Origin of the sequence: Microcoleus sp. ARI1-B5 (genome assembly GCF_036705795.1) — a bacterium.
In the GTDB taxonomy this organism is placed as follows: domain Bacteria; phylum Cyanobacteriota; class Cyanobacteriia; order Cyanobacteriales; family Microcoleaceae; genus Microcoleus.
Map to the genome: position 1 here is coordinate 424,962 of NZ_JAUBVK010000001.1, position 15,649 is coordinate 440,610.

Genomic DNA, 15,649 nt, shown 5'->3' on the forward strand with positions numbered 1-15,649 from the left:
AAATATCGGGGAGTAGCTGAATTATGACTGCAAGCTATTTTAATGAGGCAAACCAATTACTGAGGTCTGGCAATTTAGATGAAGCGATCGCGCAGTATCGCAGAGTTGTCGAACACAGTCCTAAATTTTCCGGGGCTTACTACAATTTAGGGTTAGCTTTAGCTAAACAAGGTCGCCTAGAGGAAGCCGCCGCGGCTTACCGCACCTGCATTGAGTGCAGCCCAAACTTTGCTGCGGCTTTTGGCAAGTTAGGGGAAGTTTTAGTTAAACAAGGCTGCTTGAACGAAGCCGCTGCCTCCTACCGCAAAGCTATTGAACTCAACCCAACATCGGCTGAGTTTTACCAAAATTTAGGGTTAGTTTTGGCACAACTTGGTGAGTCAGAGGAAGCGATCGCCACCAGCAGCCAAGCGGCACAATTCAACCAGCAGGCAGCTTTTTCGGGCAGCAATTTAGGTGATAATGCTGCCCCAAAAGAGCTGTTAGAAGAAACTGTTAGCTTGTGCCACCAAGCAATTGAAGTTAATCCTTTGTCGGCTAGGGCTTATTTCAATTTAGGGGAATCTTTGACCAAAGTTGGTCAACTAGAAGAAGCGATCGCCGCTTACCGCAAAGCAATTACAATTGACCCAAAATTGGCTAGATGTTACAATAATATGGGAGAAAATTTCGCCCAAACGAGTCAGTTAAAAGAAGCTGTCGCCTGCTTCAGAAAAGCGATAGATATAGACTCGAAATGCGCGAAATATTACCGCAACTTGGGGTCAGCTTTGGCAAAATCTGAGGAGATGGATGCAGCCTTTGCAGCGTACAGCCAAGCGATTAATCTCAACCCGAGTTTGGTGCGATTTGACAGCAAGTTGGGGGAAGTTTTAATCAAACTCGGCAAACTAGATGAGGCGAGCGCTTTTTACCAACAAATAATTGCTGCCGACCCCGACAACAGCGAAGCTTACTTGAATTTGGGACACGTATTGAACAAACAGGGTAAACTAGACAAAGCGCTTCCCTGGTATCAAAAAGCAATCTCGCAGCAACCAGATTTTGCACTGCATTTGGCACACACTTTGCAAGCCCAAAAAAAGGAAGAGGCAGCGATCGCTATTTATCGACAAGTAATAGAACTCCAACCAAATAAAGTTGAATCATTCTTAAGTTTGGCGCACTTGTTAAAAGAAAGGGGGCGATTTGAAGAGGCCATCTGGGCTTGGAAAAAAGCCGCAGCTATCCAACCGGAATTAGGATTAAGTTTGGGCAGCACTTTGCAAGCAGAAGGCAAACACGATGCGGCGATAGCACTTTATCAACAGGTAATAGATTCCGCACCGGGAAAAATAGAGGCTTACTTAAGTTTGGCGCACTTGTTGCACGAAATAGGACGCTTTGAAGAGGCACTCGCTGTTTGGGAAAAAGCCGTAGCGATACAACCTGAATTAGGATTAAGTTTGGGCAACACTTTGCAAGCAGAAGGGAAACAAGAGGCAGCGAGCGCACTTTATCAACAGGTAATAGATTCCGCACCGGAAAAAATAGAGGCTTACTTGAGTTTGGCGCACTTGTTGAACGAAATAGGACGCTTTGAAGAGGCGATCGCAGCTTGGCAAAAAGCCGCAGCTATCCAACCGAAATTGGGATTAAATTTGGGTAACACTTTGCAAGCAGAAGGCAAACACGATGCGGCGATCGCACTTTATCAACAAGTAATAGCTGTCGAACCTGAAAAAATAGAGGCTTACTTGAGCTTGGCACACTTATTGCACGAAGTGGGGCGCTTTGAAGAGGCGATCGCAGCTTGGCAAAAAGCCACAGTTATCCAACCGGAATTGGGATTAAATTTGGGTAACACTTTGCAAGCAGAAGGGAAACAAGAGGCGGCGAGCGCACTTTATCAACAGGTAATAGATTCCGCACCGGAAAAAATAGAGGCTTACTTGAGTTTGGCGCACTTGTTGAACGAAATGGGGCAATCGCAGTCAGCGCTAGATACTTGGAAAAAAGCCGTTGCTTTGCAACCGGATTTAGGATTGAGCTTGGGCGATAGGTTGCAAGCAGAAGGGAAACCGGAGGACGCGATCGCACTTTATCAACAAGTAATAGCTGTCGAACCTGAAAAAATAGAGGCTTACTTGAGCTTGGCACACTTATTGCACGAAGTGGGGCGCTTTGAAGAGGCGATCGGGGCTTGGCAAAAAGCCGCAGCTATCCAACCGGAATTGGGATTAAGTTTGGGTAACACTTTGCAAGCAGAAGGCAAACACGATGCGGCGATCGCACTTTATCAACAGGTAATAGATTCCGCACCGGAAAAAATAGAGGCTTACTTGAGTTTGGCGCACTTGTTGAACGAAATGGGGCAATCGCAGTCAGCGCTAGATACTTGGAAAAAAGCCGTTGCTTTGCAACCGGATTTAGGAGTGAGCTTGGGCGAGAGATTGCAATCGGAAGGGAAACCGGAGGACGCGATCGCACTTTATCAACACGCAATTGCTGTCCAACCAAATCAAGTGGAATTTTACTTAAAACTAGGCAACATTTTTAGAGAACAGAAACAGCTTGATGCAGCAATTAAAAGTTATCAGCAGGCGTTAGAAATCGACCCCAAATTAGTAGAAGCACATCTCCAACTTGGGGAGGTACTGGGGCGCAAGGGCGAATATGAAGAAGCTGTAAGCTGCTGCCAGCGGGCTTTGGAAGTTGACCATAACTCAGCAGCAGCTTACACTTGTCTAGCCAAAGTTTTTATATTATACGGAAACAGGAATGAAGCTCTAAGTTGTTTATACAAGTCTAATCAAATTAAATCTGTAAATCTAATTGATAGCGGTAAAGTTCCGGGAATACTATTAAATACTTTGGCAAAATCAGGCAGTTTTTATATTTTAGAAGCCATTTATAAGGGTTTAAATATAAATTGGATGCCAATCTCAGCGGAAAGTGAAGTTATTAAACGTGCTGACATCGGTATTTTAGCTTCAGGAATGAACGCAACCCAGGAACATTTGCACCCAAGTTCTAGAAATTTATGTTTAATAAGTGAAGTTTTGGATAAACTTGTTGTTCACGTTCGTGACCCCAGACAAGCAACCATATCATGGGTACACCACTTGATAAAAACAACGCGAGAAATTAAAGATGTGAGATCTTTACTACCAGCCATACCTACTGCTGAAAATTATTTTTCTTGGTCTTTAACAGAGCAAATAAGTTGGCAAATAGAGTCAGGATATTTGCCGATAGCCATTAGTTTTATAGAAGGATGGCTGAATGCAGAGGCAGACCCATCATTTTATCCTGAGATCCTGTTCACAAAATATGAAGATTTAGCGGCCGAGCCTCAAGCATTTTTTGAATCAATACTGAAATTTTACAAGATAGAAAAATTTCCATTTACTTTTCCAGAGCCGCCGCAGCAGGGTAAATTGCACTATCGTAAAGGCAAAGCAGACGAATGGCGGGAAGTGTTCACCCCTGAACAAGCAGAAAAAGCTTCAAGCATGATTCCCCAAAGGCTCTTCGACAGATTTGGATGGCCGCAGCGATAATTTTAGTAGTAAAAATACAATAAAAAGGTATTAACAAAAGATGAGTATCGAATACATTCAGGCAGCTAACCAATATATTCAAGAAGGGAAGTTGGAGGAAGCAATTGCCGTTTATCAACAAGTAATTGCTATCCAACCAGAAAATCTTGATGCTTACTTGAATCTAGGAGATTTGTTGAGCAAATTGGAAAAATACGAAGAAGCAAAAGCCATTTATCAACAAGTAATTGCTCTCCATCCAGAGCGAGTAGAGGCTTATTTGAATCTGGGACATTTGTTGAGCAAATTGGGAAAATACGAAGAAGCAAAAGCGGTTTATCAGCAAGTAATTGCTCTCCAACCAGAGCGAGTAGAAGCTTACTTGAATCTGGGACATTTGTTGAGCTATGGGGAGAAATCTGAAGAAGCGATCGCTGCTTACAAAGGGGCGATCGCTGTCCAACCAGACAAGATAGAGGCTTATTTGAGTCTGGCGCACTTGTTAAGTCAAATTGGTCTTTTTGAAGAGGCGATCGCGACTTGGAAGCAAGCTATTGCCCGCCAACCAGATTTGGCAGCGTCTCTGGGGGAGAGAATGAAAACTGAAGGTCATCCAGAAATAGCGATCGCTTTTTATCAACAGGCAATAGCGGTAGCACCAGAAAATGTTGATGCTTGTATGGGTGTCGGAGAAATATTGAACCTACAGGGGAATATGGAAGAGGAATTAAGCTGGTATTTAAAAGCGGGAGCGAAGCAACCAGATTTGGGCTTGAATTTGGGAAGTTTGCTGCAAGCACAAGGCAAGCAAGAGGCAGCCATTGCTATTTATCAACAAGTAATTGCTCTCCAACCCGAAAATATAGAGGCTTATTTGAGTCGGGCGCACTTGTTAAGTCAAATTGGATTTTTTGAAGAGGCGATCGCGACTTGGAAGCAGGCTATTGCCCGCCAACCAGATTTGGCAGCGTCTCTGGGCGAGAGAATGAAAACTGAAGGCCATCCAGAAATAGCGCTCGCTTTTTATCAACAGGCAATAACGGTAGCACCAGAAAATATCGAGGCTTATGCGGGTTGGGGACAAGTATTGAAGCAACAAGGCAACCAGGAAGCCCTGCAAAGTTGGTATCAACAAACTGCCCAACTCAAAGCCGAGTTGGGGTTAAAATTGGCATATAAATTGCAAGCTTTAGAGAACTTAGATGCAGCAATTGCCGTTTACAAACAGGTAATAGTTGCTGCCCCAGACAAGGTAGAAGCTTACTTAAGTTTGGGGCACCTGGAAAGCCAAATTGGGAATTTTGACAAGGCTGTGGTTACTTGGCAACAAGCAATCGCACGCCAGCCAGAGGTGGGCTTCAGTTTAGCATACAGATTGCAGCTAGAACAAAAACTAGAAGAGGCGTGTGCTTGCTATCAACAAATAATAGCTGTCGCTCCCGAGGAAATGGGAGCTTACATGAAGCTAGCGGCAGTATTGAATCAGAGGGGCAAACTCAACGACGCGATAGCAGTTTGGCAACAAGCTATTGTCCGCCGACCAGACGTAGCCTGCGATATTGGGGACAAACTGAAAGCTCAAGGTAATTCTGAGGTAGCGATCTCTCTTTATCAATACGCAATTGCCATCCAGCCTGAATTGGTGGAACTGCACTTAAAATTAGGTCGAATTTTCTTAAATCAACCAAATTTTGACGCTGCTATGCAGAGTTGTCAGCAGGCGCTGGCGATCGAACCGAGTTCAGCAGAAGCACAGGTGTTGCTGGGAGATATCCTGCGACTTCAGGGTGACAGCGAACGAGGGTTTTCCTGTTATCAGCAGGCATTAAAAAACGATCCCAACTGCGCATCAGCTTACACCGAAATCAGCAAAATAATGCTGTTGCGCGGTCGGAAAAATGAGGCTTTTAGCAATTTATATAAGTCTAACCAAATTAAAACCGCAGCCCTAATCGCCAATGGCGAAATTCCCTGCATCTTCCTCAATACTTTACCGAAGTCAGGGAGTCAGTACGTTTTAGAAGCTCTTTCCAATGGTTTAAATAAACCCTGGATGCGAATAGCAGCAGGCGGTGAAATTATTAGGCGCGACGATATTAAGCTTTTGGCTGACAAGATGAAGCTGGCTCACGAACATTTGCCGGTCTCTGTAATGAATTTATGTTTAATTACTGAAGCTTTAGATAGGTTAATAGTTCACGTCCGCGACCCCAGACAAGCAATGCTATCATGGGTACACCATTTAAGAAAAACAATAGCAGAAACAGAAGATGTGCTTTCTCTAATGCACATTATACCTGATGCAGAAAACTATTTTTCCCTATCTTTGACTGAGCAAATAAGTTGGCAAATAGAAAAAGGACACCTGTCGGCCGTCATAAATTTTCTAGAAGGATGGCTGGATGCCGAGGCGGATAATTCATTTTATCCGAAGATCCTATTTACAAAATACGAAGATTTGGCAGACAACTCGCAAGTATTTTTTGAATCAATACTAAATTTTTATGAAATAAAGAAAGCGCGGTTTACTTTTCCAGAGCCGCCGCAGGAGGGTAAATTGCACTATCGCAAGGGCAGGAAAGACGAATGGCGGGAAGTATTTACTCCTGAACAAGCCCAAAAAGCCTCTAGCATGATCCCCAAAGGAATCTTCGAGAGGTTTGGATGGTCGCCCAGCTAAAAAAAGAAAAAAGGATACAGTTTAAATGAGCGTTAAACATCTCAATGATGCCAGCAATTATCTTGAAGAAGGCAAATTTGAGGGAGCTGTTGCTGCTTGCCGAAGGGCGCTGGAGGGGCTTTACCAAAAGCTAGGAGATGCTTTAGTAGAAGTAGGGGCTCTTGATGAAGCTGCGGTTGCTTATACCATTTCCCTTGAACTCAACCCAGAATGCGGGAGTTCTCATTACCAGCTAGGGGAAACTTTGGCAAAACTCAATCGCGTAGAGGAGGCGATCGCAGCTTACCGTCGCGCTATTGAACTCAACCCAGAATGCGAAAATTCTCATTACCAGCTAGGTGAAACTTTGGTAAAACTCAATCGCGTAGAGGAGGCGATCGCAGCTTACCGTCGCGCCGTTGCCCTCAAACCAGACTGGGCAAAAGCGTATTTCTCGATGGGAAACGCCCTGGAAAAGCTAAACTGCGGGGTTTGGCAAATGGATGAAGCAATGGCTTGTTGGCTGCGGGCGCTTTTTCTCAAACCAGACTGGCCAGAACTGCAACAGAAAATTGAGTTGGCAGTTGCATTCATGCAGTGGCAGCCTCACGAGTCGCAGAGTAACCGCGAAATTTCAGCAAAGGGACTGTCGCAATTCAGGGGAAATCACCCGTTAGCTAAATCGGGCATTCGATTTGTGTCAGAAACTTGGGTTCAGGCGATCGGTCACTTGAGAAATTTGGAGATTTACGCCAAAATGGTAAGCCTGGGCTGGATACCAAATTACTGTTGTATTTTGGCAGAGAGTAAAGTTGCTAATCCCTGTTACCTCAATTACTGGCGTCAACAAGGCCCGATCAAATTTATTTGCGACCCCCACTTAATCAGCTTGCTCTCCCCACTAGCGAACAAACAAGAACTTAGAGACATAGATTGGGGTCGCAAGACATCAGTATCTCTCCCTAACGGTCAGCGGTTTTGTCGTCCTAACGTACCAGTTGAAAAACAGTGGGAAGCAGAGAACCGTCCGCCCCTACTCACCCTGTCAAATACTCACCGGGAACAAGGCTGGCGTTGCCTCCAAGAACTCGGTGTCCCCAAAGATGCTTGGTTTGTTAGCCTTCACGTTCGCGAAGACGGCTTTTACAATCAACAAGGACGGGGTGCGCCCCGCAACGCCGATATCGATACGTACTTATTAGCGATCGACACCATTGCGGCGCGGGGCGGGTGGGTGATACGCACGGGCGACCCCTCTATGAAACCTTTGCCAGCAACAGAACACGCGATCGATTACGCTCTGTGCGACAAAAGAAGCGACTGGATGGACGTATTTCTGTGGGCAGAGTGCCGCTTGTTCCTCGGTACTACCTCCGGGCCAATTCACATACCGCCCACCTTTGGCGTGCCCGCAGTGATGACCAACTCGGTACCGATGTCCCACGCTTTCTGGCTGGTTTGTGGCAAACACAGCTTGTTTATTCCCAAACTAGCTTGGTCGGTGGAACAGCAGCGCTATCTGACTTTTGCAGAACACCTGCAACCGCCCGTTGATGGGGCAACTTACACGCATCAGCTAGACCCAGCGGGCATTCAGATGGTGGACAATACGCCAGAGGAAATCAAGGACGCGGTAGTGGAAATGCTGGATTTGCTGGATGGCAAAAGCTGTTTCACCGCAGAAGATGAAGCTTTGCTACAGAGGTTGAATGCACTGTCGCCTACTTATCAAGCTTACGAATTTTGCAACCGGATGGGGCGGGACTTTTTGCGAAAGTACGCTTATTTGTTGCCAGATTGAGTAATTGGTACGTCAACTGATTTAATAAGAAACTTGAGCCTTTCGTCAAATTCCCAAACAGCCCAACATGAGCAAATCATCTTTCCGGCGCAGCACTTGCCGCCTTTGCGGTGCAACTGATGTAGAACTCGCCGTGCCCGTAGCAGCAACGCCACCGGGCGATCGCTACGTTTCGAGCGAATACCTCGACGAACACCAAGAAACTTATCCGCTAGACCTTTATTTGTGTCGCAGTTGCGGCCTCTTGCAACTGCTTGACGTAGTTGACCCGGAAGTGCTATACGGCAAATACATCTACACCACCTCCATTTCTTTGGGTTTAGTCGAACACTTCCGCAAATACGCAGATACAGTGGTAGAGAGGGTAAAACCAGCAGCCGGGGCGATCGCGATCGATATTGGCAGCAACGACGGCACCCTGCTGAGGCACTTCCAAGAACGAGGAATGCGCGTCTTGGGAGTGGAACCAGCGCGCCACATCGCTCAAAAAGCTACAGAATCAGGTGTTGAAACGCTGCCTACCTTCTTTAGCGCCGAATTAGCGCAGGAGATTAAAAACGATCGCGGCGCGGCATCTGTCATCACTGCCAACAACGTATTTGCTAATATTGACGACTTGACTGATATGATGGAGGGGATTCGTCACTTGTTAGCCCCTGACGGCGTATTTGTATTTGAAACAGGCTACGGCTTCGATTTAATCGACCAGAATCTTTTCGACACTATTTATCACGAACACCTGAGTTACTTCTCAGTCAAACCGCTGGCAACATTCTTTCGCAGCCACAATATGGAATTGATAGATATCGAACGCATAACTTCCAAAGGCGGTTCCCTGCGTGGTACTGTACAGCTAGCAGGCGGCGCGAGACAAGTGTCGCCGTCTGTCACCAACATGATAGATTCAGAGACAAGTCAAGGGTGCGATCGCCCGGAAATTTACAAAGCTTATGCTGCTAAAATTGACACCCTCAAACAGCAGCTTCTCGCCTTGCTGCGCGACATGAAAGCACAAGGAAAAACAGTAGCAGGCTACGGCGCTTCTGTAGGTGTCACTACCCTACTTTATCACTTTGAGCTTAACGATTTGCTGAGTTTTCTCGTAGACGACAATCCAGTCCGACATAACTTATTTACTCCCGGACACCACATTCCAGTATTGCCATCGCAAGCCCTGTACGATCGCAAACCTGACTGTGTAGTTATACTCGCTTGGAGATACGCTGAACCCATTATGAAAAAGCATCAAGCTTACCTAAATCAGGGAGGACATTTTATCTTGCCTTTGCCAGAAATTTCTGTAATTTAAAACTTTAACTATTCAGGAAAAGCAAGATGCCTGCACCCACTAACCCAGTCACTCCCAGCGATATTCGGCGAGTCATTATTCTCGGCAATACCGGATTTATCGGAGGTCATTTAGAAAGATTTTTCCGCCAGCGATCGCCGGAAATAGAAATTGTTGGCCGTTCCTTCCCCGATTTCGACCTCACCAAAGCGGAAGATACTTTCTCTATAGCAGAATTTTTAGACTTGCAAACAGCAGTCGTGATGTGTTCTGCAATTAAGAAACAGTTGGGAGACACTGTAGATGCTTTTTCGCAAAACATTCAGATGGCTGTTAATATGTGCCACCTGCTGCAAAGCCATCCTGCAAAACGCTTAGTTTTTATCAGTTCGGCCGCAGTTTACGGTGAGGACATCCACAACACCAAAATTACCGAAGAAACCCCAATTCAACCGCGTACCTATTACGGAACAGCAAAATACGCCGCTGAATGTTTGTTTCGCAAAACGGTAGAAGGACAGGGCAAAACAGCGCTAGCGATCGCGCGTCCGGCCTTAGTTTACGGTGCGGGCGATCGCTCTTATTCTTACGGCCCTTGCGGCTTCATCAAAGCTGCCCTGAATCAAGAACAAATTACACTTTGGGGAGATGGTACGGAACTGCGGGAATTTGTCTTTGTAGAAGACACAGTAAAAATTTTGCATGAATTAGCTGTGGCTGATTGCGAAGGAGTTTTCAATATCGCCAGCGGCAGGAGTTATACTTATGTTGAAGCCCTAGGAATTATCGAAGAGTTAGTGCAGTCAAAAATTCCAGTAACTTCGCGCCCCAGAACCAAAGAAAAGGTAGATCATAAATTTGAGACTTCCCATTTAGCTAAACTTTTGCCAAACATCAGTTTTACGAATTTGGCAGAGGGAATGCGACAAACCTACCTATCTGAATTAGAGCAAATGAAGTTAGAAAATACCTATTAAAAGGAGGAGAAAATTCGATGAATGCTTGCCATATTTGCGGAAGGAAAGAAGTGGTAGAATTGCTGGATTTAGGAATGCAGCCAATTAGCAACCGCTTTCTTGATTCCCCAACCGCAGAAGAGTACAGTCACCCTATAGTAGTCGGCCAATGCAGCGCTTGCGGACTGGTTCAAATCAGCCGTCCCGTGCCAGCCGAAGAACTCAAACCGCTTTACGATTGGATTACCTACCGAGAACCGGAAGCGCACCTCGACACCCTAGCAGATACAATCAGCAAACTGCCGGGAATTAATCGAGATGCTGCGATCGGCGGAATCAGCTTTAAAGACGATCCGCTGTTAGAAAGAATGCAGAAACTGGGATTTAAAAATACCTGGCGGCTTGACCCCGAAATAGATCTGGGAATAGGCGATCGCCGTTCGGGAGTAGAAACAATTCAGTCGCATTTAACACGGGAAACAGCCGCATCGATCGCCCAGACTCGCGGCAAAGCGGATATCATCATAGCTAGACACATTCTCGAACACGCCTATGATACGCTAGACTTCGCAGCAGCACTCAAAGAACTGGCAACACCAGAAGGGTATATTGTATTAGAAGTACCCGACTGCGAGCGATCGCTTGCCAAATGCGACTACACCACTATCTGGGAAGAACACATAATTTACTTCACTCCAGAAACTTTCCGCAACAGTTTCAGTTTTAGCGGACTCTCCCTAATTCATTTTGACAGCTTTCCTTACCCCTTTGAAAATTCCCTCGTCGGCATCGGACAGTGCCAAAAATCAGTAACTCCAACTTTCCCTTCAGACAGCATTTTAGAGAGTGAAAAAAGCAGATTTACTGATTTCGCTCGGGGATTATCCGCACAGCAGCAAAAATTGAAAAACTTTTTCTCAGAATACCGACAGAATCAAGGTAAAATTGCATTGATGGGTGCTGGACATCTCTGCTGTGCCTTTATCACCTTCTTAGAGTTAGACGGCTACTTTGAATTTGTCGCCGACGACAACCCCAACAAACAAGGACTGTTCATGCCCAGTTCGCGACTGCCAATTTACAATTCTGCTGCTTTGCTAGAAAATGACATCAAACTGTGCCTGCTAAGTCTCAGTCCCGACAGCGAAACCAAAGTTTTGCAAAACAATCAAGCTTTTCTGGAAAAAGGAGGAACATTTGCGTCAATTTTTCCTGCTAGCAAACTCGCCTTAAAAATTTAAGTGGAATCAAACCATGCGGACTAAAGAATTCAACAAAGAAGTGCTGTACGCTGACGAACCCATCGTCAAAGTGAACCAACAAGACATAGAATCATTAAAAGAAATGTCTCAACACAATATCCGCCAACGGATTAGATTGTGTTCGCACAAAGGAGTTGACGACAAACTGCACGAAATGCTGATAGTTCACGCTAAAGATACTTACGTCAGACCGCACAAACACTTGAATAAAAGCGAATCATTTCACATAATAGAAGGCTGTGCTGACGTAATCATTTTTAACGAAGCAGGCAGCATAGTCGAAGCAATTGAAATGGGGGATTTTAGATCGGGCAAGCAATTTTACTATCGGCTTTCAGAGCCTTACTATCACACGCTGCTGATTTATTCGGAGTTTTTAGTATTCCACGAAACAACCAGCGGCCCTTTTAACAGAAGCGAAACAGTATTTGCTTCCTGGTCTCCTAGCGAGGAAGACACAAATGGTGTAAGGACTTTTATGGAAAGTTTAACCAAACAACTGGGTACAGTCAGCTACTTGCACTAACCTTCGGTATAGTAAAGGTGGCAGAGAATCTAACCAACTGGCTGTATGGTAAAATCAGATGATACCGCCCAAGATTCCTGCTTTAAATAGTCGATCGATAGGAAGGTGAAAATGTCAGTGTTTTTGCAAAATTTAAAGAAAAGCGGTCATTTAGATCGAATTCACATAACTGTTTGCTTTGTGGGTTCTCGCGACGAGAATTTAGCCGGGAAAGGATGGGAAATATTTGCGCCAAATCTAACCATTTATGGCTTTGATGCAGATCGAACGGCCTGCGATATGTTGAATGCTAATTTGGCAGCAAAAAATGTAAATTGGACTGAAAAGCACATTCCAATGGCCATTTGGGATTCATCAGGAAAGCAGAAGCTATACGTCTCAAGAAATCCCTGCGGGTCGTCCCTCTATCCTCCTAAACTATCCATGAGGGAGCGATTTAGTTCATATCAAGAAGAGAGCGGAATGTGGGAATTTAGTACCACAGAAGGTTCTTTCACCACTTATTCTATAGAAGACATTGAAACAATAAGTCTTGATGATTTCTTTGGAAAAATAGACCCTCAAGAAATAGACATCATCATGATGGATGTTCAAGGAGGAGAGCTGAATGTTTTAGAAGGCGCCTCAAATCTTATGAAGAGCGGCATCCTAGCTGTCGTAGCTGAAACTATGTTTATTGAATTGTACGAGAATCAACCTTTGTTTGGAGATATAGATGTCTACCTTAGGAGACAGAATGGTTTTACATTATTCGATCTATCCTATATAGCTCGCGGTAAACGCAGAGGCATTCCGATATTGTCGAAAGAGCACCGCGGCCAGTTATTCTTTGCTTGCGAAGCTTTTTGGTTTCGGGATTTGATGGAACACGACAAAAATAGGCATTTGACGACACCGGATAGAATCCTGAAACTCGCTTGCATTGCTGATATGCTCAATTTTCCAGATTACGCTCTGGAATTATTAGTGGAATTAACTAGAAGGTATGGAGAAGACAAAAACTATAATTGTGCTAATAGTATTGTCGAAAGTCTAGCTCAAACTTCATTCGCGACCGAGCACGGTTTAGATTCCATACCTATCCTTGCTAAAATTAAAGATTACCTTGATTAAAAATAAGCAGTTCAGCAAAAATAATCAAGTCGGCTGAAGACTCGTTTTTCGCTCGCCAGATATGTTGTTTAGTTATGCTTACCTGCTTGTAGCAATTTCATAAATATTTACCAAGGAATTTATTCACAATGACTGCACAGAAAACTGACAAAATGTATGTCTATTACGAACAGCAAAGTATTTTGCCCACATTTGCTCGGTTCACAACTATCGAACAACTAGAGCGCTACGATCGCCAAAGAACCCATATATTTTGCGACAAACTGCACTTGCCCGTACAAGTATTTAAAGGAGCCACTACAGTCGAATTTGGACCTGATTCAGGCGAGAATTCACTGGTATTTGCCCGTTGGGGAGCCAGCCTGACTTTAGTTGAACCGAACCCCAACGCTCGCCCTCAAATATTAGCGTACTTTGACAAGTTCAATTTGAAAGACAAATTGGAATCTTTAGTTGAAGTTGATGTTGCCCAGTTTGAGTCTCAAGAAAAATACGATCTAGTTATTGCTGAAGGTTTCATCTATACAGTCCGTCCCGAATCAACCTGGATTGAACTTTTTAGCCGTCTCTTAAATGACAGCGGATTTTGTGTAATTAACTACTACGAATCGACGGCTTCTTTTCTAGAACTAATATTGAAAGTAATTCACGCTAGAACTAAAGCTTTAACAGGTTTAGATTCCCAAGAAAATGCCTGGAGACTATTTCAATCCAAATGGAACTCCATCCCTCACACGCGGGCATTTGAATCTTGGGTGATGGATGTCTTGAACAATCCATTTGTGAGATATGAGTATTTCTTGAATGCCAGTGAGTTGTGCTGCAAGTTATCGTCAGCAGGGTTTTCGCTGTATTCTTCGTGGCCTAACTACAGCGATACTTTAAGCATTTACTGGCACAAAAAAGAGCTGTCGTCAGAAGAACAGCTAGCAAACAATTTAGATTTTATTGCGAGAAGTAGCCTGAGCTTTGCTTTTGGCAAGAAGTTATTTTTGTTTGCTCAATCGCCAGATGAAGTTAAGGCAGTTAGCGATGTAGTTAACAGGATAGTAACTTCGATTGACAGATTGATTGATGATTTTGATGCGAGCGTAGTTCAACAAGTGCGAGAAGATTTGCAGCAGATTCAAAAATTGTTGAGCGAGGGCGATGTACTGGCAGATTCAGAAGCAGAGAAGCAGGAGGCAATTCAACTGATAGGAAGTATTGACAGAATTTTTGATTTGCTGGCTGCTGCCGACGTACAAGCTTTAACAGATTTCTGCAACTCAGATGCTGTTTTTATCAAAAATTGGGGAGTGCAATATCACTTTGCTGTGTTCAAAAAAAAGCCAGTTAGTATTTAGAATTACCGCCGTCAAATCATCTAAAATGTATGTCTTCCGAGCCAAAAACTTCTACTGTAAATATCGGCATTGTGGGTGCGGGACTGATGGGACAGTTAGCTCACGCAGCCAATTATGCAGCGATTGACGGGTGTCGAATTGCAGCGATCGCAGAACACAAACCGGAACGCCGCCGCCTGGTCGCAGAACGTTACGGCATTCCCCGCACTTATTCAAGCCACGAAGAACTGCTGGGCGACGCTGAAGTTGACGCTGTGGCAGTAGCCACCTCACGCCCGAAAATCGGCCCGATCGCCCTAGATTGCTTGAATACCGGCAAGCATATCATTACAGAAAAACCGATGGCGGCAACAGTAGAACAAGCAAAAATTTTAGTAAAAGCAGCTCGCGATAGAGGAGTTCACTATGCCGTGGGTTACATGAAACGCCACGATGAAGGTGTCCAAACAGCAAAAAAAATTGTAGATGAACTGTTGCAGACTGGAGAACTAGGCGAAGTTACTTTTGTTCGATCTCACTGCTTTACGGGAGAATTTTACTGCAATATTGACGGTCAAATTATCACCGATGAAAAAACTTCGGAATCCAGTCCAGAGTGGGCGATCGCTCCTGACTGGATGCCGAACGAGTACAAACAGAAATATGCGCGGTTTCTCAACGTTTACTGCCACAACATCAACCTGCTGCGCTATCTTTTAGGCCGCACTCCTGAAGTAAAATTCGTCGAATTTAAACAAAGCGACGGACAAGTAGCTGTCCTAGACTTCGGCAGTTACACCGCCGTTTTAGAAGCAGGTAGTTTAACCTACCGGGGTTGGGATGAAGTCACAGAAATATATTTTACTCGCGGGCGCCTTCGCATCGAACATCCGCCGGGAATGTTGAGAAATGTACCGGCAAAAGTAGAACTGTATAAGGGCAAAGATGTATTGCACGAGGTTTACACTCCCCTGTGCGGGTGGACTTGGGCTTTTCGCCGTCAGGCAGAGGCTTTTGTCAGAGACGTTCGGGAAGGCTTAGAACCGATCGCTAGCGGTGCAGATGCTTTAGAAGATATGCGTTTAGTTGAGGAAATGTGGCGGCAGCAAATTAGCAAAGGTTAATTTTTAGATTCGCCGGCTAAAGCTGCTAGGCTTTGTGGCAGTAATTCTGTAAGATGTTGTGGACAATATTTCTC

At 44.8% G+C, this 15,649-nt stretch carries 10 protein-coding genes; all 10 read left to right on the top strand.

The features are described 5' to 3' along the window. The first annotated feature begins 23 nt into the window (after positions 1-23). On the top strand, positions 24-3,542 hold the full coding sequence (locus QUB63_RS01945; RefSeq protein WP_332943081.1) for a tetratricopeptide repeat protein: 3,519 nt from the start codon (positions 24-26) through the stop codon (positions 3,540-3,542). Positions 3,543-3,582: 40 nt separating this feature from the next. Next, positions 3,583-6,201, top strand: a complete 2,619-nt coding sequence (locus QUB63_RS01950) for a tetratricopeptide repeat protein (protein ID WP_332943082.1) — start codon at positions 3,583-3,585, stop codon at positions 6,199-6,201. 25 nt (positions 6,202-6,226) lie between these two features. Beyond that, positions 6,227-7,981 carry a TIGR04372 family glycosyltransferase gene (locus QUB63_RS01955; protein WP_332943084.1) on the top strand — a complete coding sequence of 585 codons (1,755 nt, stop codon included), beginning with the start codon at positions 6,227-6,229 and terminating at the stop codon, positions 7,979-7,981. Positions 7,982-8,048: 67 nt separating this feature from the next. Next, positions 8,049-9,290, top strand: a complete 1,242-nt coding sequence (locus tag QUB63_RS01960; RefSeq protein WP_332943085.1) for a class I SAM-dependent methyltransferase — start codon at positions 8,049-8,051, stop codon at positions 9,288-9,290. 26 nt (positions 9,291-9,316) lie between these two features. Beyond that, complete coding sequence (locus QUB63_RS01965) at positions 9,317-10,246, top strand: NAD-dependent epimerase/dehydratase family protein (protein WP_332943086.1); 930 nt, start codon at positions 9,317-9,319, stop codon at positions 10,244-10,246. A 17-nt stretch (positions 10,247-10,263) separates the two neighbouring features. Beyond that, a complete protein-coding gene (locus tag QUB63_RS01970) occupies positions 10,264-11,466 on the top strand; it encodes a class I SAM-dependent methyltransferase (protein ID WP_332943087.1) in 1,203 nt (400 codons plus the stop codon). A gap of 13 nt (positions 11,467-11,479) precedes the next feature. Further along, positions 11,480-12,013, top strand: coding sequence for a WbuC family cupin fold metalloprotein (locus QUB63_RS01975; RefSeq protein ID WP_332943088.1), 534 nt, complete (start codon positions 11,480-11,482; stop codon positions 12,011-12,013). A 111-nt stretch (positions 12,014-12,124) separates the two neighbouring features. Further along, the gene (locus QUB63_RS01980; RefSeq protein WP_332943089.1) at positions 12,125-13,126 is read left to right on the top strand and encodes an FkbM family methyltransferase; all 1,002 of its coding nucleotides are present in this window, start codon (positions 12,125-12,127) and stop codon (positions 13,124-13,126) included. A gap of 128 nt (positions 13,127-13,254) precedes the next feature. Beyond that, positions 13,255-14,472, top strand: a complete 1,218-nt coding sequence (locus tag QUB63_RS01985) for a methyltransferase domain-containing protein (protein WP_332943090.1) — start codon at positions 13,255-13,257, stop codon at positions 14,470-14,472. Between the two features lie 29 nt (positions 14,473-14,501). Continuing rightward, complete coding sequence (locus QUB63_RS01990; protein WP_332943091.1) at positions 14,502-15,575, top strand: Gfo/Idh/MocA family protein; 1,074 nt, start codon at positions 14,502-14,504, stop codon at positions 15,573-15,575. Positions 15,576-15,649: the final 74 nt, after the last annotated feature.